This is a genomic window from Acidovorax sp. GW821-FHT10E03 (genome assembly GCF_059415205.1).
Window position 1 is genome coordinate 304,572 of record NZ_JBWKMU010000002.1, and the last position, 23,441, is coordinate 328,012.

The 23,441-nt window shown below is 66.5% G+C and carries 25 protein-coding genes; 17 read left to right on the forward strand and 8 right to left on the reverse strand.

Annotated elements, in window-relative coordinates; all coding sequences use genetic code 11:
• Positions 1-23: 23 nt before the first annotated feature.
• From truA to accD, 5 genes are all read left to right on the forward strand, one after another.
• Positions 24-845: a tRNA pseudouridine(38-40) synthase TruA gene (gene truA / locus AC07OD_RS04555; RefSeq protein WP_218340120.1), complete on the forward strand. Its 822-nt coding sequence runs from the start codon at positions 24-26 to the stop codon at positions 843-845.
• The gene (locus AC07OD_RS04560) at positions 842-1,597 is read left to right on the forward strand and encodes a phosphoribosylanthranilate isomerase (protein ID WP_494595356.1); all 756 of its coding nucleotides are present in this window, start codon (positions 842-844) and stop codon (positions 1,595-1,597) included. Before truA ends, AC07OD_RS04560 begins: the two co-directional genes overlap by 4 nt.
• Positions 1,575-2,852 carry a tryptophan synthase subunit beta gene (gene trpB, locus AC07OD_RS04565; protein WP_494595358.1) on the forward strand — a complete coding sequence of 426 codons (1,278 nt, stop codon included), beginning with the start codon at positions 1,575-1,577 and terminating at the stop codon, positions 2,850-2,852. The genes AC07OD_RS04560 and trpB overlap by 23 nt, the downstream gene beginning before the upstream one ends.
• A complete protein-coding gene (gene trpA, locus AC07OD_RS04570; protein WP_218295572.1) occupies positions 2,849-3,658 on the forward strand; it encodes a tryptophan synthase subunit alpha in 810 nt (269 codons plus the stop codon). The genes trpB and trpA overlap by 4 nt, the downstream gene beginning before the upstream one ends.
• A 176-nt stretch (positions 3,659-3,834) precedes the next feature.
• The gene (accD, locus tag AC07OD_RS04575) at positions 3,835-4,707 is read left to right on the forward strand and encodes an acetyl-CoA carboxylase, carboxyltransferase subunit beta (RefSeq protein ID WP_218295573.1); all 873 of its coding nucleotides are present in this window, start codon (positions 3,835-3,837) and stop codon (positions 4,705-4,707) included.
• Positions 4,708-4,948: 241 nt separating this feature from the next.
• On the opposite strand, the gene AC07OD_RS04580 is transcribed toward accD, so the two are convergent.
• Complete coding sequence (locus tag AC07OD_RS04580) at positions 4,949-5,497, reverse strand: YggT family protein (protein ID WP_218295574.1); 549 nt, start codon at positions 5,495-5,497, stop codon at positions 4,949-4,951.
• Between the two features lie 79 nt (positions 5,498-5,576).
• Between AC07OD_RS04580 and AC07OD_RS04585 the strand changes: the two genes are divergently transcribed.
• The 12 genes from AC07OD_RS04585 to AC07OD_RS04640 all read left to right on the forward strand — a co-directional run bounded on the left by AC07OD_RS04585 (position 5,577) and on the right by AC07OD_RS04640 (position 18,038).
• On the forward strand, positions 5,577-6,218 hold the full coding sequence (locus tag AC07OD_RS04585) for an LON peptidase substrate-binding domain-containing protein (RefSeq protein ID WP_218295575.1): 642 nt from the start codon (positions 5,577-5,579) through the stop codon (positions 6,216-6,218).
• Between the two features lie 46 nt (positions 6,219-6,264).
• Positions 6,265-8,175 (forward strand): polysaccharide biosynthesis protein, encoded by a 1,911-nt coding sequence (locus tag AC07OD_RS04590; protein ID WP_492253631.1) that lies wholly within the window; start codon positions 6,265-6,267, stop codon positions 8,173-8,175.
• Positions 8,172-9,404, forward strand: a complete 1,233-nt coding sequence (locus AC07OD_RS04595) for a lipopolysaccharide biosynthesis protein (RefSeq protein ID WP_218295577.1) — start codon at positions 8,172-8,174, stop codon at positions 9,402-9,404. The genes AC07OD_RS04590 and AC07OD_RS04595 overlap by 4 nt, the downstream gene beginning before the upstream one ends.
• Positions 9,388-9,966 carry an acyltransferase gene (locus AC07OD_RS04600; protein ID WP_218295578.1) on the forward strand — a complete coding sequence of 193 codons (579 nt, stop codon included), beginning with the start codon at positions 9,388-9,390 and terminating at the stop codon, positions 9,964-9,966. Before AC07OD_RS04595 ends, AC07OD_RS04600 begins: the two co-directional genes overlap by 17 nt.
• A 1-nt stretch (position 9,967) precedes the next feature.
• A complete protein-coding gene (locus tag AC07OD_RS04605) occupies positions 9,968-11,023 on the forward strand; it encodes a glycosyltransferase (RefSeq protein ID WP_494595361.1) in 1,056 nt (351 codons plus the stop codon).
• Between the two features lie 5 nt (positions 11,024-11,028).
• On the forward strand, positions 11,029-12,060 hold the full coding sequence (locus AC07OD_RS04610; RefSeq protein ID WP_494595363.1) for a glycosyltransferase family 2 protein: 1,032 nt from the start codon (positions 11,029-11,031) through the stop codon (positions 12,058-12,060).
• A complete protein-coding gene (locus AC07OD_RS04615) occupies positions 12,057-12,755 on the forward strand; it encodes a methyltransferase domain-containing protein (RefSeq protein ID WP_494595365.1) in 699 nt (232 codons plus the stop codon). The genes AC07OD_RS04610 and AC07OD_RS04615 overlap by 4 nt, the downstream gene beginning before the upstream one ends.
• Positions 12,756-12,798: 43 nt before the next feature.
• The gene (locus AC07OD_RS04620; RefSeq protein ID WP_494595367.1) at positions 12,799-13,968 is read left to right on the forward strand and encodes a DegT/DnrJ/EryC1/StrS family aminotransferase; all 1,170 of its coding nucleotides are present in this window, start codon (positions 12,799-12,801) and stop codon (positions 13,966-13,968) included.
• A 1-nt stretch (position 13,969) separates the two neighbouring features.
• Positions 13,970-14,581, forward strand: coding sequence for a sugar transferase (locus tag AC07OD_RS04625; protein ID WP_494595369.1), 612 nt, complete (start codon positions 13,970-13,972; stop codon positions 14,579-14,581).
• Positions 14,582-14,667: 86 nt separating this feature from the next.
• Positions 14,668-16,212 carry a lysine--tRNA ligase gene (lysS, locus tag AC07OD_RS04630; protein ID WP_218295584.1) on the forward strand — a complete coding sequence of 515 codons (1,545 nt, stop codon included), beginning with the start codon at positions 14,668-14,670 and terminating at the stop codon, positions 16,210-16,212.
• Positions 16,213-16,293: 81 nt separating this feature from the next.
• On the forward strand, positions 16,294-17,319 hold the full coding sequence (locus AC07OD_RS04635) for a GGDEF domain-containing protein (protein WP_369643777.1): 1,026 nt from the start codon (positions 16,294-16,296) through the stop codon (positions 17,317-17,319).
• Positions 17,320-17,381: 62 nt separating this feature from the next.
• Entirely contained in the window at positions 17,382-18,038 is a 657-nt protein-coding gene (locus AC07OD_RS04640) for a mechanosensitive ion channel family protein (RefSeq protein ID WP_218295818.1), read from the forward strand.
• Between the two features lie 60 nt (positions 18,039-18,098).
• Here the strand turns inward: AC07OD_RS04640 and nagZ are convergent, their stop codons facing one another.
• The 7 genes from nagZ to AC07OD_RS04675 all read right to left on the reverse strand — a co-directional run bounded on the left by nagZ (position 18,099) and on the right by AC07OD_RS04675 (position 23,414).
• Complete coding sequence (nagZ, locus tag AC07OD_RS04645) at positions 18,099-19,190, reverse strand: beta-N-acetylhexosaminidase (RefSeq protein WP_494595370.1); 1,092 nt, start codon at positions 19,188-19,190, stop codon at positions 18,099-18,101.
• Between the two features lie 52 nt (positions 19,191-19,242).
• Positions 19,243-19,659, reverse strand: a complete 417-nt coding sequence (acpS, locus tag AC07OD_RS04650) for a holo-ACP synthase (RefSeq protein ID WP_494595372.1) — start codon at positions 19,657-19,659, stop codon at positions 19,243-19,245.
• Between the two features lie 60 nt (positions 19,660-19,719).
• Complete coding sequence (locus AC07OD_RS04655; protein WP_494595374.1) at positions 19,720-20,508, reverse strand: pyridoxine 5'-phosphate synthase; 789 nt, start codon at positions 20,506-20,508, stop codon at positions 19,720-19,722.
• Positions 20,505-21,269: a DNA repair protein RecO gene (gene recO / locus AC07OD_RS04660; protein ID WP_494595376.1), complete on the reverse strand. Its 765-nt coding sequence runs from the start codon at positions 21,267-21,269 to the stop codon at positions 20,505-20,507. Before recO ends, AC07OD_RS04655 begins: the two co-directional genes overlap by 4 nt.
• Positions 21,270-21,364: 95 nt before the next feature.
• A complete protein-coding gene (gene era, locus AC07OD_RS04665; protein WP_218295590.1) occupies positions 21,365-22,369 on the reverse strand; it encodes a GTPase Era in 1,005 nt (334 codons plus the stop codon).
• On the reverse strand, positions 22,366-23,049 hold the full coding sequence (rnc, locus tag AC07OD_RS04670; RefSeq protein WP_218295591.1) for a ribonuclease III: 684 nt from the start codon (positions 23,047-23,049) through the stop codon (positions 22,366-22,368). The genes era and rnc overlap by 4 nt, the downstream gene beginning before the upstream one ends.
• Complete coding sequence (locus AC07OD_RS04675; RefSeq protein ID WP_218295592.1) at positions 23,049-23,414, reverse strand: DUF4845 domain-containing protein; 366 nt, start codon at positions 23,412-23,414, stop codon at positions 23,049-23,051. Before AC07OD_RS04675 ends, rnc begins: the two co-directional genes overlap by 1 nt.
• Positions 23,415-23,441 lie beyond the last annotated feature (27 nt).

A 23,441-nucleotide genomic window follows, 5' to 3' on the forward strand; every position in this document is an offset into this window, starting at 1 on the left:
GCCCGCCCCCAGGCCGCCACCCCATGACCCGGGTGGCGCTGGGTGTCAGCTACAACGGCCAGGCCTACAGCGGCTGGCAAAGCCAGCTGTCCGGCGACACCATTCAAGACAAGCTCGAAGCGGCCCTGGGCCGCTTTGCTACGCACCCCGTCAGCACGCTGTGCGCCGGCAGAACGGATGCCGGCGTCCATGGACTGATGCAGGTGGTGCACTTCGACACGCCACTGAACCGCCCCTGCGCTTCGTGGGTGCGCGGCACCAATACCTTCCTCCCTGCCGACATTGCCGTGCAATGGGCGCAGCCCGTGCCGGACAGTTTTCACGCCCGGGCCAGCGCAGTCGCGCGGCGCTATGCCTATGTGCTGCTGCAATCGCCCGTGCGGCCCAGCGTGGACTCGGGGCGCGTGGGATGGGTATTCCACCCGCTCCATCACGATGCGATGCGCCAAGCCGCAGACCACCTGCTGGGCGAACATGACTTCACCTCATTTCGTGCATCCGCGTGCCAGGCCAAGTCGCCCGTCAAGACCCTGCAGCGCATCGATATCTCGCGCCGGGGCCTCAACGCCCCGCACCCGGAACTGGGTTGGAGTTCCTGCTACTGGCGCTTCGAGTTCGAGGCCAACGCGTTCCTGCACCACATGATCCGCAACATCATGGGCTGCCTGGTGGCCGTGGGCCAAGGCAAATACCCTCCGCAGTGGGTAGCGCAGGTACTTGCGGCAAGATCGCGCGACGCCGCGGCACCCACGTTCTCTCCGGATGGACTGTATTTTCAAGGCCCTGTCTACGACGCCTCGTGGGGCCTGCCCCAGCGCACGGCTGCGTATGATTGGCTGCCATGAAAGCCAAAGAAGTCCCCTCCCCGGCCCGCACCCGCATCAAGATCTGTGGCCTGACCCGCGAAGAAGACGTCGACGCGGCCGTGGCGGCTGGCGCGGATGCCGTCGGATTCGTGCTCTACGCGCCCAGCCCACGTGCCGTGACACCCGAACGCGCGGCACAGCTGGCCAGGCGCCTGCCCCCTTTTGTCACGCCGGTTTTGCTCTTCGTGAATGAAACCGCTCCCAAAGTGATAGCTGCCAGCGCTTTGATAGCGGGCGCCACCATACAATTTCATGGTGACGAGACGCCCGAGGATTGCCTGGCCGCCACCGGCCAGGCGGCACGGCCTTACCTGCGGGCCGCGCGCATTCCCCTTGGCGACGGAGCGGCCCGCTTCGACCTCGTAAAATACGCCCACGATTACTCTCACGCCCAAGCCATCCTGCTCGACGCCCATGTCGAGGGGTACGGCGGCGGCGGCAAGGCATTCAATTGGTCACTCCTTCCACCAAGCGTCGGCTCTCACCTCGTTTTGTCTGGTGGACTCACGCCTGCAAACGTGACCGATGGCATTTTGCAAGTCCGCCCGCGTTGCAAGACGCTGGCGGTTGATGTCAGCTCCGGCGTCGAGGCCACGGACCCGAACAGCCCCGATGGCAAGCCCCTGAAGGGCATCAAGGACGCCGGAAAAATCCATCGGTTCATCGCCGCCGTGCGCGCGGCAGATGTCCAACTTGCAAAGAACCCTCATGAATTCCTATCAGCAACCTGATGCTTCAGGCCATTTCGGCTCCTACGGCGGCAGCTTCGTCAGCGAGACACTGACCCACGCCATCCAGGAACTGCGCGAGGCGTACGCCCGCTACCAGAACGACCCGGAGTTCCTCGCAGAATTCCACTACGAGCTCAAGCACTTCGTGGGCCGCCCATCGCCCGTGTACCACGCCGCGCGCACCAGCCGCGAAACGAGCGGCGCGCAGATCTACCTCAAGCGCGAAGACCTCAACCACACTGGTGCCCACAAGATCAACAACGTGATCGGCCAGGCCATGCTCGCCAAGCGCATGGGCAAGCCGCGCATCATTGCCGAGACGGGCGCGGGCCAGCACGGCGTGGCGACAGCCACGATCTGCGCGCGCTACGGCCTGGAATGCGTGGTCTACATGGGCAGCGAGGACGTGAAGCGCCAGAGCCCGAACGTCTTTCGCATGAAACTGCTGGGCGCCACCGTCGTGCCTGTCGAGTCGGGCAGCAAGACCCTGAAGGACGCGCTCAACGAGGCCATGCGCGACTGGGTGGCCAATGTGGACAACACGTTCTACATCATCGGCACGGTGGCGGGCCCGCACCCCTACCCGATGATGGTGCGCGATTTCCAGAGCGTGATCGGCAAGGAAGCCATCGAACAGATGCCCCCCATGCTCGCCGCGCAGAAGATCGCCGCCGAGCAGCCCGATGCCGTGATCGCCTGCGTGGGCGGCGGCAGCAATGCCATGGGCATCTTCCATCCGTACATCCCGTTCGAGAAGACGCGCCTGATCGGCGTGGAGGCCGCCGGCGAAGGCCTGGACAGCGGCAAGCACTCGGCATCGCTGCAGCGTGGCTCCAGTGGCGTGCTGCACGGCAACCGCACCTTCATCCTGCAGGATGCCAACGGCCAGATCACCGAGACGCACAGCATCAGCGCGGGCCTGGACTACCCCGGCGTAGGTCCCGAGCACGCATGGCTGCAGGAGATCGGACGCGCCGAGTACGTGGGCATCACCGACCAGGAAGCGCTGTCCGCCTTCCACCACCTGTGCCGCACCGAAGGCATCATCCCGGCGCTGGAATCGAGCCACGCCTTCGCCTACGCCCTCAAGCTCGCGCCCACGATGCGGCCCGACCAGTCCATCCTGGTCAACCTCTCGGGCCGGGGCGACAAGGACATCGGCACCGTGGCCGACCTGTCGGGAGAAGATTTCTACGACCGCCCCTCCATGCGCGGCCTGACCGTCAAGGGCGCCCCAGGAGACGCCAAGCCATGAGCCGCATAGACACCACTTTCGAACAGCTGAAAGCCCAGGGCCGCAAGGCGCTGATTCCCTATGTCACCGCCGGTTTTCCGTTTGCCGACATCACGCCCGCCCTCATGCACGGCATGGTGGAGGCCGGTGCCGACGTGATCGAACTGGGCGTGCCCTTCTCCGACCCCATGGCCGACGGCCCCGTCATCCAGAAGGCGGGCGAAAAGGCGCTGGGCCTGGGTGTGGGCATGGTGCAGGTGCTGGACCACGTGCGCGAGTTCCGCAAGCGCAACAGCACCACGCCCGTGGTGCTGATGGGCTACGCGAACCCGGTGGAGCGCTATGACCAGATCCACGGCGCAGGCGCCTTTGTGCGCGACAGCGCCGAGGCCGGTGTCGATGGCGTGCTCATCGTGGACTACCCGCCCGAGGAATGCGAGGCCTTCGCGGCCAGCCTGCGCGCGCACGGCATGGACCTGATCTTCCTGCTGGCCCCCACCAGCACGGATGAACGCATGGCCCAGGTGGCGCGCGTGGCCAGCGGCTATGTGTACTACGTATCGCTCAAGGGCGTGACCGGTTCGGGCGCGCTCGACACCTCGGCCGTGGAGCAGATGCTGCCCCGCATCCGCCAGCATGTGACCATCCCCGTGGGCGTGGGCTTCGGCATCCGCGATGCGGCCACGGCCCAGGCGATCGGCAAGGTGGCGGATGCCGTGGTCATCGGCAGCCGCATCATCCAGCTCATCGAGGACCAGGAACACGCCAAGGTGGTGCCCCTGACCATCGACTTCCTGCGCGGCATCCGCAAGGCTTTGGACGCGTAGAATAAAGAGCATCCCCCTGAGCGGCTTTGCCGTTTCCCCCTTCTCTCGCGCTTCGCGCGGGAAGGGGGACGCTCCCAGCACGGCGGGGCGGCCCTTGCGCGGGAGCCGTGGCCTTTGGGCCGCGCCAGTTTCAAGGCCGTGCCGCCGCTGCTGGCCCATTCATACAGAGGAAAACCATGTCCTGGCTCGAAAAACTTCTGCCCTCCAAGATCCAGCAAACGGACCCCACCGAGCGCCGCCAGGTGCCTGAAGGCCTGTGGATCAAGTGCCCGAGCTGCGAGACGGTGCTTTACAAGGCCGATCTGGAGCACAACCAGAACGTCTGCCCCCACTGCAGCCACCACCACCGCATCGGCGCCCGCGCGCGGCTCAATGCCTTCCTGGATGCCGAAGGCCGCTACGAAATCGGCCAGGAAGTGCTGCCCGTGGACGCCCTCAAGTTCAAGGACAGCCGCAAATACCCCGAGCGCCTGAAGGAAGCCCTGGAGAACACCGGCGAGACCGACGCCCTCATCGTCATGGGCGGCGCGGTCAAGAGCATCAACGTGGTGGCCGCGTGCTTCGAGTTCGACTTCATGGGCGGCTCCATGGGCTCCGTGGTGGGCGAGCGCTTCGTGCGGGGCGTGGAAACCGCCATCGAACAGAAAGTGCCTTTCATCTGCTTCACCGCCACCGGCGGCGCGCGCATGCAGGAAGGCCTGCTGTCGCTGATGCAGATGGCCAAGACCAATGCCGCCCTGACCCGCCTGGCCAAGAAGGGCCTGCCCTACATCAGCGTGCTGACCGATCCGACCATGGGCGGCGTGAGCGCGGGCTTTGCCTTCGTGGGCGACATCGTGATCGCCGAGCCCAAGGCCCTGATCGGCTTTGCCGGCCCGCGCGTGATCGAATCCACCGTGCGCGTGACCCTGCCCGAGGGCTTTCAGCGCGCCGAGTTCCTGCAGACCAAGGGCGCCGTGGACTTCATCTGCGACCGCCGCGAACTGCGCAACACCGTGGCCAGCAGCCTGGCCATGCTGCAGCGTCTGCCCGCCGACGCAGTGATGTAAGTCATCTGCGGGACAGCGGGTCCGCAAAGGTGCTCCACGAGAGGGATGCTTCTTTTTTGATAGCTGTCAGCGCTTACCACATAAGCGCTAGAGGCATATTTAATCAGCCCCCGCACAGCACGCAGCCGTTGATACCGGCGCGGTGCCTGCCAGCGAGGGCAAGGAAGGGCTGCCCCGCAGCGAGGCCCGCGTCCCCCTCATCCCCTTGAGGGGGAAGGCGCCGAAGGCGACTCAGGGGGGGTTACCTCATCACGCTGGCCTGCAGATGGCCCAGCACGATCATGGCCACCTGCAGCAGCACCAGCACGGCCAGGGGCGACAGATCGATCCCTCCGACCAGCGGGATGATGCGGCGAAATGGCCGCAACACCGGTTCGCACAGCCGGGCGATCACGTCCGAGAGTTGCGACCGTGCCTGCACCCAGGACATCACGGCATGGACGATCAGGAGGCCGATCAGCCCCGACACCGCCACACGCGCCAGCCCGAACAAGGCAAGCCACGGCAGCCACGCCCATGCGGACGCCGCGCCCAGCAGGAGCGTGAGCAGGAAATACTGCAGCAGTTGCAACAGCGCGGCCGCGACGAGGCTTGACACATCCCAGCGCCCCACGGGCCGAATCACCTTGCGCAGCGGCATGACCAGCCAGTCCGTCAGTGCAAAAACCAGCCCGCCGACAGGGTTGGAGAACGGGATGCGCTGCCATTGCATATACAGGCGCAGCAAGCAGGCCCCCGTGAGCAGGCCACCAACAACGTCGAGCAGGAATGAGGCGATCTGGTAGAGCATGGATGAGACAAAAGCAAGGGGCCGCTGCGAAAGCAGGCTGCGCCATGGGATGATAGCGGGCCAAGGCATTCCCCCATTCATGACACAACCCCTCACCCTGTCATCCTTGCCCCTTTTCCCCCTGGGTTCCGTGCTGTTCCCGGGCGGTGTGCTGGCCCTGCGCGTGTTCGAGGTGCGCTACCTGGACATGGTGCGCAAATGCCATCAGGCCGGTGCGCCTTTTGGCGTGGTGGCCCTCACGCAAGGCCGCGAAGTGCGTCAGGCCGGCGCGCCCGAAGAGCAATTCAACGACGTGGGCACCCTGGCGGTCATCGAGCAGATCGACACGCCGCAGCCCGGCCTGATCACGTTGCTGTGCCGCGGCGGCCAGCGCTTTCGCATCACCCAGCGCAGCCACCTGCCCCATGGCCTGTGGATCGCCGATGTGGGGCATATCGACCAGGACCTGACCGTCGCGGTGCCAGAGGATCTGAAGAAGGCCGCGACGGCGCTGGCGCAGGTGCTCCACACCCTGCACCAGCGTGACCCGGACACCCCGACCGCGATCATCCCGACGGCTGCGCAGCTGGACGACTGCGGATGGGTGGCCAACCGCTGGTGCGAACTGCTGCCCGTGCCCCTGGAACTCAAGCAGCGCCTGATGGAACTGGACAACCCGCTGGTGCGGCTGGAGCTGGTCGGGGACGTGCTCGAGCGCACGGGGATCGCGCCAACACAATGAGCCGCAAACCCACCGCCATCCCACCCAGCCTCCCCTTTGAACGCCCATGCTGAACCGCATCCTGGGCTGGTCGCGCGCAGCCAAGCGCGTTGTGGTGGTGGCGATGGACGTTTGCCTGGGCCTCGTCGCCATGTGGCTCGCCTTCACGCTGAGGCTGGAGACACCGCACTGGCCCGAAGGCATGCAGTGGCTCGCGTATGCACTGGCCCCGGCCCTGGCGTTTCCCATTTTCGCCAAACTGGGGCTGTACCGCGCGATATTCCGCTACACAGGAATCACGGCACTCATCACCACCGGCAAGGCGGTGGCCATCTATGGAGCACTCCTGCTGGGCTGCCTCCTGGCAGCGCAATGGGAAGGCGTGCCACGCAGCGTCGGCATTCTGCAGCCTCTGCTGTTCATGCTCCTGGTGGGCTCCAGCCGCGCACTGGGGTGGCTGGCGCTGGCCGGCCACAGCAGCCATGCCCCCTACCGCCTGCTGATCTACGGAGCCGGCAGCGCTGGCGCCCAGACCGCAGCGGGACTGGGCGCCATGCGCCAGTACGTGCTCAAGGGCTTTGTTGATGACGATCCGAGCAAGGTCGGACGCAGCATCAACGGAGTGCGGGTGCATTCCCCCACTGCACTGCCCGAGGTGGCGCGCCGGCTCGCGATCACCGATGTGCTGCTGGCACTGCCCAGCACCACGCGCCTGCGGCGCCGGCAGATCATCGAAAGCCTGCGCCAATTGCCCGTTCGGATACGCACCCTGCCCGGCCTGTCGGACCTCGCCAGCGGCCGGGTCACGGTCACCGACTTCCAGGACCTCGAGATCGAGGACCTGCTGGGCCGCGAACCGGTGGCCCCGGACCCTGGCTTGCTGGGGCGCGATCTCGAGAGCGCCGTGGTGATGGTCACCGGCGCCGGCGGCAGCATCGGCAGCGAACTGTGCCGGCAGATCGTGCGCGAGGGCCCCCGCCAGCTGCTGCTCGTGGATCACAGCGAATATGCGCTGTATTCCATTCACCACGAGCTGCAGGCGCTCGCCCACCAGGGCGCGCACCAGTGCGCCCTGGTACCCCTGCTCGCCAGCGTCAACCAGAAGCAGCGCATGGACGACATCTGCCAGCAGTACAGCCCCACCTCCATCTACCACGCAGCCGCCTACAAGCACGTGCCCATGGTGGAAGCCAATCCGGGCGAAGGCATCCTGAACAACGTGTTCGGCACGCTCAATATGGTGCAGGTCGCGCTGAAGCATGGCGCTCGCCACTTCGTCCTGATTTCCACAGACAAGGCTGTTCGCCCCACCAACATCATGGGCGCCACCAAGCGTGTGGCAGAAATGGTGCTGCAAGCCGTCGCGGCGTCCCAGCGCATGCCTTTCGGGCTCTCGGCCGAAAGCCCACCGGGCTGGAGATGCCCGACACGCCTGTCCATGGTGCGCTTTGGCAATGTGCTGGGCTCCAGCGGCAGCGTGATACCGCTGTTCCGCCAGCAGATCGCGGCCGGCGGCCCCCTCACGGTGACGCATCCCGATGTCACGCGCTATTTCATGACCATCGCCGAAGCGGCCCAGCTCGTGCTGCAGGCGGGGACGATGGCGGACGGGGGCGACGTATTCCTGCTGGACATGGGCGAGCCGCTACAGATCCTGGACCTCGCGCAACGCATGGTGGCCCTGTCGGGCCTGACAGTGCGCGACGACCAGCACCCCGAGGGCGACATCGAAATCGTCTTCACGGGATTGCGCCCCGGCGAGAAACTCTTCGAAGAGCTGCTGATTGGAGACAACCCGCTGCCCACCGTCCACCCCCGCATACTGCGGGCCCGCGAGGAGTTTCGCCCCTGGGCCGAACTGCAGGCCCTGCTGCAGTCACTGCAGCAGGCCGCGCGCGATGGCGATCGGGCCGCCATGACGGCCCTGCTGGGCCAGCTGGTGCCGGGCTACCGTCCTGAAACACAAGCACTGCCATGAAGCCGGGACTCCTGCGGGCAACGCTGACCCTGCTCACGGGCAGCGTTGCGGCCCACGCCATTCCACTCGTGCTGGGCCCGGCGCTCACGCGCCTGTACAGCCCGGAGGCCTTCGGGCAGTTCGCGCTGCTGTGGGCGTTGGCCACCAACATGGCGGTGGTCGGCTGCGCGCGCTACGAATTCGCACTCCCCCTCGAACCCACGGAGCCACGGGCTGCCGAACTCATGGCTTTGTGCGCGCGCGTGCTGCTCGCGGTGACGGCGGCTTCCGCCGCAACCGCTGCCGTGCTCATGCTCTGGCAACGCATGCCGATGGCCTGGGCACTGCCCTTCGCGGTGCTGGCGGGCGGCGCCATGCAATGGCTCACCATGTGGGCCACCCGGTCGCAGCGTTTTGGACTGCTGTCGGCGGCAAGGCTGCTGCAGCAAGGTGGGGGCGCCATCCTGCAGCTCGTGCTCGGCCTGCTGAAGGCCGGCCCCCTGGGCCTGGTGCTCGGGGCCACGCTGGCCAGCCTGGGAGGGGCTTGGATGCTGGCCCGGCCGGCGCCAGCCGGGGGCTGGACGGCCATGTGGCGCCAGCCCCTTGCCAGGCTGCGGTCCATGGCCCTGCAGCACAAGGACTTCCCCCTGCTCAACACGCCACACGCGTTCATGGGTGCGCTGCAGGATACGCTCACGCTGGTGCTGGTGGCAGCGTGGACAGGGGACGCCTCAGCGGGGTTCTGGGCCTTGGCACTGCGCTATCTCAAGGCCCCGGCAACCCTCGTCGGGGGTGCGCTGTCGCAAACCCTGTACCCGCGCCTTCTGAAGGCAGAGAGCCCTGGCGACGCCCGGGCGCTGGTGCGCCGGGCCATGCTGGGGCTCGCTGCCCTGGCCTGCCCGCTCGCGGCGATCCTTCTCCTCTGGGGGCCGGATATTTTCGCCCTGGCCTTTGGGGCAAGATGGGCCCAGACAGGGGAACTTGCACGGGCCATCGCCCCGTACATCGCCCTGCACTTCGTGGCGTCACCCCTTGCCGTGGTCACCATGGCCTGGAATGCACAGGCCTGGGCGCTGCGCCTGGCATTGATCGGACAATGCCTTTTCTTCGCCGGACTGCTGCTGGGCCTGTACCTGGGCGGCCTGCAAGGTGCCGGATGGGGCGTGTCAGCGAGCATGCTGGCCTACTTTGCCTATTATTTCTGGGTGTTGGCGAACTGGAGGGAGGTGCCCCATGAGAGCCGTGTTTAACCGATGGCGCCGCCGCCTCTGGCATGCGCTGCTCCATCGCATCGTCTTCGGGGAAAGCAACCACCTCGGCCAGCCTCTGCCACACACCCGCATCGCCCCCAGCACCTGCATCGAGGGGGAGCATGCACTGCGGCTGGCAGACCACGTGTTCATCGGCCAATTCAATTTCATCGACGCCACAGCGGGCCTGCAGATTGGGCAAGGGGTCCAGATCACCAACTTCGTCAGCATCGTGACGCACAGCTCCCACCGCGCCATTCGCCTCCTGGGCAGCGGCTACGCAGTCCACGAGGGCTCCAAGCCTGGCTACATCAGCGCGCCCATCGAGATCGGCGCCTACACCTTCATCGGCCCCCACAGCCTGATCGAAGCCGGCACGCGCATCGGCAAGGGGGTGGTGGTGTGTGCCTACTCGCAGGTGCGCGGCGAAGTGCCCGACTTCGCTATCGTGGCGGGGGTCCCGGCGCGCCAGATCGGCGACGTGCGCGAACAGGATGAGCGCCTGCTTTCGCAGCATCCAGAACTGCGTCCGCACTACGAATCCTGGACGCGGACAATCTGACATGGCAACACACCTGTGCCTCCTGGGTGATGCCACCAGCCCCCATGTTCAGCGGTGGGCGCGGGAAATGCTCCAGCGTGGCTACCGCGTTTCGCTGATCACGGCACGCCCCGCGTCCATCGATGGCGTCACCGTGCGGGCCATCCGGCCCGTGCACCGCTCGCTCGACTGGCTGTTCCGTGTCCGGGAAACCAGGCGCCACGTGGCCGAACTGGCCCCCGACCTCCTGCATGCCCATTACGTCACCTCCTACGGCTATCTGGCCGCACGTTGCGGCAAACATCCGGTGGTAATGACCGCCTGGGGAAGCGACCTGTTGGTGACCCCCGGCAAGAGCGCCTGGATGCGCTGGCTGACCGGCTGGATACTGCGCCAGGCCGACCTCATCACCGGCGACTCCGCCAGCCTGATGAGCGCAGTGGCCCAATTCCGACCCCGCTGCACCACCGAGGAAATCCACTGGGGGGTGGAACTGCAGCGCTTCCACCCCGTTCCCTGGAGCCACAAGCAAGGCAGCCAGCTGGTGAGCCTGCGCGCCTGGGAACCCAACTACAACATCGACACCATCATCGAGGCATTCGCTCTTCTGCAGGCGCGGTTGCCCTCGGCCGACCTGCGCTTGCACCTGCTCGGAGGAGGCAGCATGGAAAGCGCCCTGCGCAGCCAGGTGCACAAGGCGCAGCTGGACAACAAGGTGCAGTTCCACGGCCGACTCGATGATGCGGGCATGACCCGGGTACTGGGCGAAGGCAAGATATCTGTCTCGGTGCCCAGCAGCGACGCAACATCCGTCGCCATGCTGGAGAGCATGGCGTGTGGCCTCGCGGTGGTCGCCAGCGAACTGCAGGCCAACCGGCACTGGATCGACCCGCAGTGGCTGGTTGAGGCGGGGAGCGCCACAGCGCTCGCCGCCCGGCTGGAAGCCCTGATCGCCAACGACACCCTGGCGGAACAAGCCGGCCTGCACAATGCCACCCGCATCGCCCTGGACGGCGACCGCGCGGTACAGATGAACCGCATGCACGCGCTGTACCAGCAGTTGCTCCGTACACCTTGAACCCCATGCCCAAAGGCCCTGAATTGGACACATTGATCAGCGTCATCGTGCCGTGCCGCAATGAGCGCCAGCACATCGACGCTTTCTGCGACTCCGCCCTGCTCCAAGAACTGCCCGCAGGCTGGCGCATGGAAGTGCTGATTGCCGACGGCGACAGCGATGACGGCACGCGCGAACACCTGATGCAGCGCTGTGCTGCAGACCCCAGGCTCGTCCTGGTGGACAACCCCGGCCGCATTGTGTCCACCGGACTCAACGCCTGCATTGCCCGCGCACGGGGCTGCACCATTGCCCGCATGGACGTGCACAGCCAGTTTGCCCCCGACTACCTTGCGCAGTGCATCGAGGCGCTCGAATGCACCCGCGCTGACAACGTGGGCGGCCCGTGGGTCGCCCAAGGAACGGGCCCCACCGGGGCCGCCATCGCCGCCGCCTTCCAGTGCCGCTGGGTGGTGGGAGGAGCGCGCTCGCGCGATGACCAGTACGAAGGCGAGGTGGACACCGTCTACCTGGGATGCTGGCCCCGCAGCGTGTTTGACCGGTTCGGACTGTTTGACGAAGCCTTGGTGCGCAACCAGGACGACGAGCACAACCTGCGCATGCGCCTGGGGGGGGCACGCATCTGGCAGAGTCGGCTCATCCATTCCACCTACCACCCGCGCAATTCGCTGCGGCACCTGTTCGCGCAACAACGGCAGTACGGCTACTGGCGGCCTTTTGTGATGCGCAAACATGGGCAGCCAGGCTCCGTGCGGCAGCTGGTGCCTGCAGCATTTGTGGCCAGCGCGGTGGCCAGCGCCGTGGTGTTGCCCTGGTCCGCTTGGCCCGGGGCCGCGCTGGGCCTCGCCTACGCAACCTATCTTCTGGCGGCATCGGTGGCGGCAGCCCGATCGGCCCGCAACTGGGGGCTGCTGCCCCGCCTCCCGGCGACGATTGCGGCGTTTCATGTGGGCTACGGCCTGGGCACCTGGCGAGGACTGTGGGACATTGCGCGCTCGCGCGCCCCTTCGTCCGACTTTGCACGCATCACCCGATGACCGACAACGAACCCCAGGCCGTCAAGGCCCGCTACGCCCGGCGCGACACAGTGGCCGACGAAGCGCGCTACAGCCTGTATGCCAACGCTGCGGCGCTGCAGGTGCAGCAGGAGCGCCTGCGCGCCATGGCACGCATCTGGCGGGCCCACGGCTGGAGCAGCCTGGCCCAGCGGCCCATGCTGGAGGTTGGCTGTGGGAGTGCGGGCAATCTGCACGATCTGGTGCGGCTGGGCGCCACGCCCGCTTGCCTGACGGGCCTGGAGCTTCTTCCAGAACGTGCCGCCGCAGCGCGCGCCTTGCTACCAGCGGGCGTGGCCATTGCCGAAGGCGATGCCGCCTTGGCCCCGGTGCAGCCCGCCAGCCAGGATGCCGTGCTGGCGTTCACACTCTTCAGCTCCTTGCTCGACGAGGGCTATCGCCGCCATCTGGCCGACGTGATCTGGCAATGGGTCGCGCCCGGCGGCGGTGTTCTCGTCTATGACTTTGTCGTCAACAACCCCGCCAACAGCGATGTACAGGGCATTCCACTGCGCGAACTGAGCATCCTGTTTCCCGGGGCACAGATACACTCCCGCCGCGTTACGCTGGCACCTCCGCTGGCACGACGCCTGCCCGCGCCAGCGATTGCGCCAGCATCCGCACTGCTGTGGTTTCTGCGCACCCACCGCCTAACCTGGGCCGTAAAGCCACGCTGAGCGCGGCCTCGCTCTGGCCCTTTTAGCACGCACCACAATGCCCATGAACTCCCCCGCCGACCTGCCCTTTCTCCCGTTCGCCCGCCCCGACATCGGGCCGGCAGAAATCGATGCCGTCAGCGCGGCCATGCGCTCGGGGTGGGTCACGACCGGGCCCAAGACCAAAGAGTTTGAGCAGGCATTCACCGCCTTCCTGGGCGGCGGTGGTCTGCAGAGCATCGCCGTCAACTCCGCCACGGCGGGCCTGCACCTCGCGCTGGAGGCCCTGGGCATCGGCCCCGGCGACGAAGTGATCGCGCCCACACTGACCTTCACCGCCACCGTGGAGGTGGTGCGCTACCTGGGTGCCGACCCGGTACTGGTGGACGTGGACCCGGTGACCCTCAATATCGACCCGGCCAAGGTGCGCGCAGCCATCACACCTCGCACCAAAGCCATCGTGCCCGTGCACTACGGGGGCCTGGCCTGCGACATGGACGCCATCCTGGCCATCGCCAAAGAACATCACCTGAAGGTGGTGGAAGACGCGGCCCACGCCTTGCCCACCACCTGGCGCGGCACGCTGGTGGGGCAGTTGCAGTCCGATGTCACGGTGTTCAGCTTCTACGCCAACAAGACCATCACTACCGGCGAAGGCGGCATGGCCGTCACACACGACCCGGCGCTTGCGCAGCGCATGCGTACCATGCGCCTGCATGGCATGAGCCGGGATGCGTTTGACCGCTTCACCTCCAAAACCCCGGCTTGGTACTACGAGGTGGTCGCGCCAGGCTTCAAATACAACATGACGGACGTTGCCGCCGCCATGGGCGTGGAGCAGCTGGCACGGCTGCCACAGTTTGTGCAGCGGCGTCAAACCCTTGCAAGCCGCTACCACGATCAGCTGGCGCCCCTTCCGCTGATATTGCCAGCCGATGCGCCACACGGCGACACCCATGCGTGGCACCTGTATGTCATCCGGCTGCGAGCGGACGCACCACTGGGGCGTGACGAGGTCATCCAGGCGCTGTCGGGCCGGGGCATCGGCACCAGCGTGCACTATGTGCCGCTGCACCGGCACCCGTACTGGCGGGACCGCTATCAGCTCACGCCGGAGATGTTCCCCCAGGCCGATGCAGCCTACCAGGCCATGATCAGCATCCCCTTGTTCACCGCCATGAGTGACAGCGACCAGGACCGCGTGATTGCAGCGCTGCACGAGGTGCTGCGCTGACATGCCCAAGCGGCTGTTCGACCTTTTCTTTGCTGCCCTCGGCTTGCTGCTGCTCGCCCCCGTGCTGCTGGCCGTGGCACTGTGGGTGGTGCGGGATTCGCCCGGTCCAGCATTCTTTCGCCAGCAGCGCGTGGGCCGCGCAGGCAGGTTGTTCCGCATCTACAAGTTCCGCACCATGCACCCGCGCGCCGAAGCTGCTGGCCCGGCGATTACCGTAGGGGCCGATGCCCGCATTACCCGGGCCGGCCACTGGCTGCGGCGCACCAAGATCGATGAATTGCCCCAGCTTTTCAACGTGCTGCTGGGCCACATGAGCCTCGTCGGCCCCCGGCCTGAGGTGCCGCACTATGTCGCGCTCTACCCGGATTCCGTGCGGGAACTGGTGCTCAGCGTGCGGCCGGGCATCACAGACCGCGCCTCCATCGAATTCCGCGACGAAAGCACCTTGCTGGGCCAGAGCGGCGATCCGGAGCGCACTTACGTGGAGCAGATCCTGCCCGTCAAGCTCCGCTACGCCGCCGACTACGCCCGCTCGCACACGCTCTGGACCGACCTGAAGATCATCGCCGGAACGGCATCCGCGCTGTGGAGCGACCGCCCGTCCAGGGGATAAGGACCAGTCGGCACCCCGTAGCCGATAAAATCAGGGGTTTGGCTGAACCCAGCCCCAAAATTCACGCCCCCGCACCGACGGCACCTATGTCAGACCAAAACCACGCCCCCGCTCCCCAGGACGAAAACCAGCTCATCGCCGAGCGCCGCGAAAAGCTCCGCGCTCTGCGCGAGGCCCAGGCCAACGGCGGTGGTGTTGCCTTCCCCAACAACTTCAAGCCCGGCCACAAGGCCGCCCAGTTGCACCTGGAGCACAGCGCTGCCACGAACGAGGCCCTGGAAGCCACGCCGGTGAACGTCTCGGTGGCCGGCCGCATGATGCTCAAGCGCGTCATGGGCAAGGCCAGTTTTGCCACGGTGCAGGATGGTTCGCTGGGCGATGTGGGCGGGCGCATCCAGCTTTACGTGACCCGCGACGCCGTGGGCGAAGAGCTGTATGCCGCCTTCAAGCACTGGGACCTGGGCGACATCGTGGGCGCCGAAGGCACGCTCATGAAGACCAAGACGGGCGAGCTGTCGGTCAAGGTGACCGGCCTGCGCCTCTTGACCAAGAGCCTGCGCCCCCTGCCCGACAAGTTCCACGGCATGGCCGATCAGGAGCAGAAGTACCGCCAGCGCTATGTGGACCTGATCACCGACGAGCAGGCCCGCAAGCGCTTCATGGCGCGCAGCAAGGCGGTGAGCGGCCTGCGCGAGTTCATGGTGGGCCACGGCTTCCTTGAAGTCGAAACGCCCATGCTGCACCCCATCCCGGGCGGCGCCAATGCCAAGCCGTTCGTCACGCACCACAACGCGCTGGAGCAGGAGATGTACCTGCGCATCGCGCCCGAGCTGTACCTGAAGCGCCTGATCGTGGGCGGTTTCGAGCGGGTGTTCGAGATCAACCGCAGCTACCGCAACGAGGGCATCTCGGTGCGCCACAACCCCGAGTTCACCATGATGGAGTTCTACGCGGCGTACTGGAACTACCTGGACCTGATGGACTTCACCGAGACGCTGATCCGCGAAGTGGCGCTCAAGGCCACGGGCTCGCTGCAAATGACCTACCAGGGCCGCGCCGTGGACCTGACGCAGCCGTTCGCGCGCCTGACCATCCGCGAAGCGATCTTCCAGTACACCGAAGCCGGCGCCCACGTGGACGATGCCGCGTGGCTGGTCAGCGCGCTCAAGAAGCTGGGCATGACCGAGGAGAAGGACAAGCTCTCGGCACGCACGCTGGCCAGCCTGCAGGTGCTGTATTTCGAAGAAACGGTGGAAGACAAGCTCTGGCAGCCTACGTTCATCATGGAGCACCCGACCGAGATCTCGCCACTGGCACGCGCCAACGATGCCCGTCCCGAGGTCACCGAGCGTTTCGAGCTGTACATCACGGGCCGCGAGTTCGGCAACGGCTTCAGCGAGCTGAACGATGCCGAAGACCAGGCCGCGCGTTTCCATGCCCAGGTGGCCGCCAAGGACAGCGGCGACGACGAGGCCATGTTCTACGACCATGACTTCGTGCGGGCGCTGGAATACGGCATGCCCCCCACGGGGGGTTGCGGCATCGGCATCGACCGCCTCATGATGCTGCTGACCGACAGCCCCAGCATCCGCGACGTGATTCTTTTCCCAGCGCTGCGCCGGGAGTCCTGAGACCGCATCCGCAGCGCCCGGCCGCCACGTCCGCCTGATCGCGCCGTTTCACAGGACACACCAGGAGCCACCGTGCCATTCATCTCCAGCACCGCCCCTTATCCGGCCAACGCGCCACTGCCCGCGGGCGCAGGCTTTTCGGTGCTGGTGGTCGAGGACCAGGGCTCCGTGCGGGCCGCGCTGGTGGCCGAACTGCGGCGCGCGGGCGTGTCCGCCATCTTCGAGGCCCCGGAGGGCAGCGCGGCACTGCACCTGTTCAAGGCCCACCGGCCCGACCTGGTGCTGCTGGACATCAAGCTGCCCGGCAAGGATGGCTATTGGGTGGCGCAGCAGATGCGCGAGAGCGAGGCCGGCGACTGGACGCCCATCATCTTCCTGTCGGGCCTGGACAACGAGCTCGACGTCTGGCGCGGCATCGAAGTGGGGGGCGATGACTACCTGGTCAAGCCCGTGAGGCCCATCGTGCTGATGGCCAAGCTGCGGGCCATGCGGCGGCTGCTGGACATGCGCCGCAGGCTCGTGTCGGTATCGGCCGAGCTGCACCTGGCCAACCAGCGCCTCAACGAAATGGTCGAGGTCGACGCGCTGACCGGCCTGGTCAACCGCCGCGGCTTCGACCGCATCCTGCACAACGAGATCCTGGCCGCACGCCGCGATGCCACGCCGCTCACGCTGATGCTGTGCGACCTGGACCACTTCAAGCTCTTCAACGATGCCAGCGGGCATGTGCAGGGCGATGCCTGCCTGAAAGAGGTGGGCCGCCTGCTGCGCGAGGTCTGCGTGCGCCCCCGGGATGTGGCTTCGCGCTATGGCGGCGAGGAATTCGCACTCATCCTGCCGAACACGCCGCGCTCGGGCGCGATGACCTTTGCAAGGGCATTGGCGCAGCTGCTCAAGGTCCGCGCCATACCGCATGCGGATTCGCCACTGGGCAGCATCCTGACACTGTCGGGTGGCATCACCACCTGCGTGCCCGACGACAGCACCAATGCCGAAAGCATGATCATGCGGGCCGACCAGGCCCTGTATGCCGCCAAGGCCCAGGGCCGCAACCGCTTCTTCAGCTTTGAAATGCAGATGGACACCGTGGAGCAATTGCGCAATTGAGTTTCTTTTCCGCCTTCTCGTTCGACGCCACCGAGCGCAGCGCGCGCACCGCCGTTTCGCGCATGCAAATCCTGAAGGCCCGCCTGCCCGACTGGGTGCAGGACTGGCTGGAGGTCATCATCCCCGGCACGCAGATCCTGCTGATCCTGTTTGTCGCCTGGCTGCTGCAGCGCATGCTGCGCCGCATCGTGCGCCGCGCCAGTGCGCACTACCAGGTGCCCGACGAGCTGGTCGTGCCCATGAACGGGCTCATCCGCTGGTTCATCGTGGCGGGCGCCCTGCTGCTGGTGCTCGAGCGCATGGGAGTGTCCGCCACCGTGCTCTGGACGGCATTCACGGGCTTCGCCACGGTGGGCGCCGTGGCGTTCTTTGCCGCGTGGAGCGTGCTCTCCAACCTGTTCTGCGCGCTGCTCATCTTCACGGTACGGCCCTTTCGCATCGGCGACTACATCGAGGTGCTGGACACCGCGGAGAAACCGGGCGCCAAGGGCCGGGTGGTGGACATCAACCTGCTGTACACCACGCTGGAGGACCATGGCGCAGCAGCGGGGCAGGTGGCCTGGCTGCAGATTCCGAATGCGTTGGTGTTTCAGCGGGTGGTGCGCAGATTCCAGGGGGTGCCACCGCCGCCCGCGCCCCCCGCCAGCGCTGCGCATGCCGCGGAAAGTGCGCCGGCGGCCCCGCCACCGGTCACGCCCGGGCCTTTCAACACGCCATAGCGCAACCAACCGGGCGCGGCACGGCCCTGCGCCGGGCCGCGCGAAAGCGGTTGCTCTGCGTCAGGGCAGCAGGTCGAGCGCCTGCAGGTAGGCGGGCTGGTACATCAGCTCGTCCCACGCCTGGGGCAAGGTTTCGGGCAGCAGCGCCAGGCGGCGGGACTCGCTGTCCACGCTCGGCTGCCAGCGGCCCTGGGCGCGGGCCTGGTCCAGGCCGGCGATGAGTTCATCCACCGCGCGGCCATCGCCCACGCTCTGGTTGCACAGCAGCACGAGGTCGCAGCCGGCCTGGAGCGCCGCCACGGCCGCATCGGTGTAGCCGACCACCTGGCCGTCCAGGCGGCGTGCGCCTTCCATGCTGAGGTCGTCGCTGAAGATCGCGCCATCAAAGCGCATCTGGCGGCGCAGGATGTCCTGCAGCCAGCGCTGCGAGAAACCCGCGGGGCGGCTGTCGACCTTGGGGTAGATCACATGGGCCGGCATCACGCTGGTGAGCGTGCTGCTGAGCCAGGGGTACGGGGCGGCGTCGTCGGCCAGGATGGCCTTGAGGCTGCGCTTGTCCACGGGTACCTCGGTGTGCGAGTCGGCCTTGACGAAGCCGTGCCCGGGGAAGTGCTTGCCGCAGTTGGCCATGCCGGCCTGCAGCAGACCATGCATGAGGCTCTTGGCGAGCAGCGCCACCACGCGCGGGTCGCGGTGAAAGGCGCGGTCGCCGATCACACCGCTTTCACCCCAATCGAGGTCGAGCACGGGCGTGAAGCTGAAGTCCACACCGCAGGCGCGCAGCTCGGCGCCCAGCACATAGCCCGCCGCCGTGGCCGCATTGGTCGCACGCAGCGCGCCGCTGCCGGGCACGGCCCTGGCACCCTTGCCGTCGTCCATCCACATGTCGCCCAGCGCGCGCATCGGCGGCAGGTGCGTGAAGCCATCGGTGCGAAAGCGCTGCACGCGGCCGCCTTCGTGGTCCACGCAGATCAGCAGGTCGTCGCGCACGGCCTTGATGCTGCTCGTGAACTGCAGCAGCTGCGCGCGGTTCTCCCAGTTGCGGGCAAACAGGATGATGCCGCCGGTCAGCGGGTGCGCGAGGCGGCGGCGGTCAGCGCTGGTCAGCTCTTTGCCAGCCACGTCGAGGATGAGGGGTGCGTGTTCGGTCATGGGTTTCAAGAATGATTTTGCTATGCAAATAATAGCTATCAGCGCTTGCCAATCAAGCGCTGGAGGCCGATTTTTCTTCAGCCCTCTCGACCACGCAGAAACTGGCGGCGTAGTCGGTCTCGTCGGTCACGCTCAGGTGCGCCTGCAGCCCCCGGACCTCGAACCATTCCTTGAGCGCGCCGTGCAGCACGATGACTGGCTGGCCGGATGGCAGCTTGGCGACCTCGCAGTGGCGCCAGGTCATGGGCATGCGCATGCCCAGGCCGATGGCCTTGCTGAAGGCTTCCTTGGCGGAAAAGCGCGTGGCCAGGTAGCGCAGGCCCCGGTCGGGCCAGCGGCTGCTCCTCTCGCGCCAGGTGACCAGTTCGCCGTCGGCCAGCACCTTCTGGGCAAAACGCTCGCCGTGGCGCTCCAGGCTGGCCGCGATGCGGCGCACGTCGCAGATGTCGGTGCCGATGCCGTAGATCATGGTTTTTTTGAGTCAAATCAGCCGCCAGCGCTTATTCATCAAGCGCAAGCAGCTATCAAATCAGGAGTTATCTGCCTGTGCCGCGAAACCCGACCGGATGCAGCCCAGGTAGGCCAACACCGTGGCGGCGTAGCCCAGCTCCAGCGCGTCGGCGATCAGTGCATGCCCAATCGAGACCTCCAGCACGCCGGGCACGCCGCGCACGAAGGCGGCGAGGTTGTCGCGGTTCAGGTCGTGGCCCGCATTCACGCCCAGGCCCGCATCCAGCGCGGCCTGTGCGGCCGCAGCGTAGCGTTTTAGCTCAACCTCCTGCTGCGGGGTGCCCCAGGCGGCGGCATAGGGCTCGGTGTACAGCTCCACCCGGTCGGCGCCCACCGCCCTGGCGGCGGCCATCTGCTCCGGCACCGGGTCCATGAACAGGCTCACGCGCACACCCAGTGCCTTGCACTCGGCGATCAGAGGCGCCAGGCGCCCGGCATCCTGCGGAAAGCTCCAGCCGTGGTCGCTGGTGAACTGGTCTTCGCTGTCGGGCACGAAGGTCGCCTGGTGGGGGCGCACCTGGCGGATGAAGTCCATCAGGTTCTGCGACGGGTTGCCTTCGATGTTGTATTCGCGATCGGGCCAGGCCTTCATCAAGGCGGCCAGCTCGAACACGTCCTGGCCGCGGATGTGCCGCTCGTCGGGCCGGGGATGCACGGTGATGCCCTGCGCGCCCGCCCGCAGGCACAGCTCGGCCGCGCGCGTGACGCTCGGAATGCCCAGGTGGCGCGTGTTGCGCACCAGGGCGACCTTGTTGACGTTGACCGACAGGGCGGTGGTCGGGTGCGGAGGGCGGTGTGGCTGGTTCATAGGGCCTGCAGGTCGATCATGAGCTGGCGGGTGCGCAGCGTCGGGCTGCCGCAATGGTATTGCAGCAGGGCACGCAGCTGGGGCTTGAGTTCGGCCGAGACGGCAACGCAGGCCCGCAGTGTGGCGGTATAGCTGGCGGCATCGTCCAGCGCCCGCTGCAATGCCTGCCACTGGCTGCCCGGCAGCCCGCCCCGCTCGGCCGCCGAGGCAGCGCGCAGGCCCCCTTCGGGGACCAGCGTGTAGCGCGTGCCGGCCTGCAGGGGGGCCAGGGTCATGGTCTGGACGTCGAGGCTCGGCAACAGGCCGATCTCGCGCAGCAGCAGCAGTTCGAAACTGCGCAGCACGGGCTCCAGGGCGTCGCCATGCTCGCTGGCCAGCACCCGCACCACGCCCGCGTAGGCGTCGAACAGCGCGGCGTGCGGGTCCGCGCGGGCCAACAGGCGCAGCAGCAGTTCGTTGAGGTATAGGCCCGACAGCAGGGCGTCGCCCGTGGGCATCACGTGGCCACCCACCCACTCGGCGCCCTTGAGCCCGTGGATGTCCGCGTCGCCATTGCCGGCCAGGGTGTAGGTCAGCAGCAGGGGCTGCAGCGGCAGCAGCACCGGGCGGAAGTTGGAGCTGGGCTTCTTCGCGCCCTTGGCCACCAGGGCGACGCGGCCGTAGTGGCGGCTGAAGACCTCCAGGATCAGGCTGGACTCGCTCCAGTCGTAGCTGTGCAGCACGAAGGCAGGTTCATCGGAGATGCGCTTGGCGGCAGCCACGTGGGGGGTCGCAGGGATAGGCGTGAGGATGGAGTGTGGTGGCGGCTCAACCAACGCCGGCCACCCGGCGGGCAGCGGGCGCTGATGGCATGCACTTACTCGTAGCCGAAGGAACGCACCCGGGCTTCATCGTCAGCCCAGCCGGAGCGGACCTTGACCCACAGCTCCAGGAACACTTTGGCATCCATGAGCTTTTCCAGCTCCTGCCGCGCCTCGGTGCCGATGCGCTTGAGCCGCTCACCCTTGTCGCCGATGACCATCATCTTGTGGTTGTCCCGCTCCACCACGATGGTGGCGGCGATCTTGACCAGTCGCTTGTGCTGCTTGCTCGCCTCTTCCTCGAACTTGTCGATGACGACGGTGGAGGTGTAGGGCAGTTCATCCCCGGTGAAGCGGAACAGCTTTTCGCGCACGGTTTCGGAGGCCAGGAATTTCTCGCTGCGGTCGGTCAGTTCGTCCTCGCCGTACCACCAGCCCTGCTCGGGCAGGTATTTTTCGCAGATGCCGAAAAGGCGCTCGATGTCGCCCTTGTTCTTAGCCGACATGGGCACGAATTCGGTGAACGGATGGCGCTCCTGCATGCTCTTGAGCCAGGGCGCGATCTCCGCGCGGCGGTGCACCATGTCGAGCTTGTTCGCCACCAGGAGCGTGGGAATGCCGGGCTTGAACAGCGAGAGTACCTTGGCATCGGCCAGCGTGAAGTTGCCGGCCTCCACCACGAACAGGATCAGGTCCACGTCGCCGATCGCCCCCATCACGGTCTTGTTCAGGGACTTGTTGAGCGCGGTGGCGTGGCGCGTCTGGAAGCCCGGCGTGTCCACGAAAATGAACTGCGTCTGCTCGCGGGTGCGGATGCCGGTGATGCGGTGGCGCGTGGTCTGCGCCTTGCGCGAGGTGATGCTGATCTTCTGCCCCACCAGCGCATTGAGCAGCGTGGACTTGCCCACGTTGGGCTTGCCCACGATGGCGATCACGCCGCAGCGCTGGCCGGGGACGGCCGCGGGGGCGCCCGCCGCCGCGAGCATGGCCTCCAGGTCATTTTGCGCCCCTGCGCTTGCTGCACCTTCGTCACCAGCTACATCTTTGGTAGCATCATTCATAGATTCTTTGCTTTCAATGTGGCCAGCATGGCCACCGCTGCGGCCTGCTCGCCGGCCCGGCGGGAGCCGCCGATGCCACGCTCGGTCAGGCCCAACTCGGGAATGTCGCATTCGACATCGAAGGTCTGGCGGTGCGCCGCCCCGACCGTCGCCACCACGCGGTACTGCGGCAGCTTCATTTTGCGGCCCTGGAGCCACTCCTGCAACGCGGTTTTGGCATCCTTGGACGCCGCCTGCATCTGCGGGTTGATCTCGACACCCTGGAACAGGCGGTGCACCAGCGCCTCCGCGCTGCCATACCCCGCGTCAAGGTACACCGCGCCGATGAGCGCCTCCAGCGCATCGGCCAGGATGGACGGCCGCTGCTGGCCGCCGGATTTGGACTCCCCCTCCCCCAAACGCAGCACCTCGGAAATCTTGAGGCCCAGCGCCAGCTGGTGCAGGGTGTCCTGCTTGACGAGGTTGGCACGGACACGGGACAAATCGCCTTCCGGCAAGGCCGACAATTGCCGATAGAGCAGGCTTGCGACCGCCAGATTCAACACGGAATCACCCAGAAACTCCAGCCGCTCGTTATGGTCGGCCGAAAAGCTGCGGTGCGTGGTGGCGCGCTGGAGAAGGGATGGATCGGAAAAAACATGCTGCAGGCGGGACTGCAGCGCTTGAAGGCCGGCGTGCACTAATTTGTGTGTCCTTCAAAGCGGTAGACAAGATAGGCCGGACCCGCCAGCGCGATTTCGCGGGAGTACTTGTAGGACACCACGACCTTGTCGCCACGCTTGCCCACCTCCAGGTCCTTGCCCTGGATGGAGGCAATGTTGTCAATTGCCGCTGCGCGGTCAAACGCCGCCTGAACACCAGCCACGGAGCTTTCTACTTTGGCCTTTTCAACGGCTTTTTTAATGGCCACATATTCAAGAAAAATGGGGACCGACTGGCCGCCAATGGCGAAAACGGCCACAGCCAGGACACCAATGAAGACCAGACCAAAAAAAGACAATCCGCGCTGGCGCGACCGGCTGGCCACGCGATGGACTTTCACCATGATGTATTCCCTCTCCTTGTTTGCCTT

What these genes read in the sequence shown, in the direction of transcription:
- truA (WP_218340120.1), top strand. Translation starts at nt 24, where the DNA reads ATGACCCGGGTGGCGCTGGGTGTCAGCTACAACGGCCAGGCCTACAGC.
- AC07OD_RS04560 (WP_494595356.1), top strand. Translation starts at nt 842, where the DNA reads ATGAAAGCCAAAGAAGTCCCCTCCCCGGCCCGCACCCGCATCAAGATC.
- trpB (WP_494595358.1), top strand. Translation starts at nt 1,575, where the DNA reads ATGAATTCCTATCAGCAACCTGATGCTTCAGGCCATTTCGGCTCCTAC.
- trpA (WP_218295572.1), top strand. Translation starts at nt 2,849, where the DNA reads ATGAGCCGCATAGACACCACTTTCGAACAGCTGAAAGCCCAGGGCCGC.
- accD (WP_218295573.1), top strand. Translation starts at nt 3,835, where the DNA reads ATGTCCTGGCTCGAAAAACTTCTGCCCTCCAAGATCCAGCAAACGGAC.
- AC07OD_RS04580 (WP_218295574.1), bottom strand. Translation starts at nt 5,497, where the DNA reads ATGCTCTACCAGATCGCCTCATTCCTGCTCGACGTTGTTGGTGGCCTG.
- AC07OD_RS04585 (WP_218295575.1), top strand. Translation starts at nt 5,577, where the DNA reads ATGACACAACCCCTCACCCTGTCATCCTTGCCCCTTTTCCCCCTGGGT.
- AC07OD_RS04590 (WP_492253631.1), top strand. Translation starts at nt 6,265, where the DNA reads ATGCTGAACCGCATCCTGGGCTGGTCGCGCGCAGCCAAGCGCGTTGTG.
- AC07OD_RS04595 (WP_218295577.1), top strand. Translation starts at nt 8,172, where the DNA reads ATGAAGCCGGGACTCCTGCGGGCAACGCTGACCCTGCTCACGGGCAGC.
- AC07OD_RS04600 (WP_218295578.1), top strand. Translation starts at nt 9,388, where the DNA reads ATGAGAGCCGTGTTTAACCGATGGCGCCGCCGCCTCTGGCATGCGCTG.
- AC07OD_RS04605 (WP_494595361.1), top strand. Translation starts at nt 9,968, where the DNA reads ATGGCAACACACCTGTGCCTCCTGGGTGATGCCACCAGCCCCCATGTT.
- AC07OD_RS04610 (WP_494595363.1), top strand. Translation starts at nt 11,029, where the DNA reads ATGCCCAAAGGCCCTGAATTGGACACATTGATCAGCGTCATCGTGCCG.
- AC07OD_RS04615 (WP_494595365.1), top strand. Translation starts at nt 12,057, where the DNA reads ATGACCGACAACGAACCCCAGGCCGTCAAGGCCCGCTACGCCCGGCGC.
- AC07OD_RS04620 (WP_494595367.1), top strand. Translation starts at nt 12,799, where the DNA reads ATGAACTCCCCCGCCGACCTGCCCTTTCTCCCGTTCGCCCGCCCCGAC.
- AC07OD_RS04625 (WP_494595369.1), top strand. Translation starts at nt 13,970, where the DNA reads ATGCCCAAGCGGCTGTTCGACCTTTTCTTTGCTGCCCTCGGCTTGCTG.
- lysS (WP_218295584.1), top strand. Translation starts at nt 14,668, where the DNA reads ATGTCAGACCAAAACCACGCCCCCGCTCCCCAGGACGAAAACCAGCTC.
- AC07OD_RS04640 (WP_218295818.1), top strand. Translation starts at nt 17,382, where the DNA reads ATGCAAATCCTGAAGGCCCGCCTGCCCGACTGGGTGCAGGACTGGCTG.
- nagZ (WP_494595370.1), bottom strand. Translation starts at nt 19,190, where the DNA reads ATGACCGAACACGCACCCCTCATCCTCGACGTGGCTGGCAAAGAGCTG.
- acpS (WP_494595372.1), bottom strand. Translation starts at nt 19,659, where the DNA reads ATGATCTACGGCATCGGCACCGACATCTGCGACGTGCGCCGCATCGCG.
- AC07OD_RS04655 (WP_494595374.1), bottom strand. Translation starts at nt 20,508, where the DNA reads ATGAACCAGCCACACCGCCCTCCGCACCCGACCACCGCCCTGTCGGTC.
- era (WP_218295590.1), bottom strand. Translation starts at nt 22,369, where the DNA reads ATGAATGATGCTACCAAAGATGTAGCTGGTGACGAAGGTGCAGCAAGC.
- AC07OD_RS04675 (WP_218295592.1), bottom strand. Translation starts at nt 23,414, where the DNA reads ATGGTGAAAGTCCATCGCGTGGCCAGCCGGTCGCGCCAGCGCGGATTG.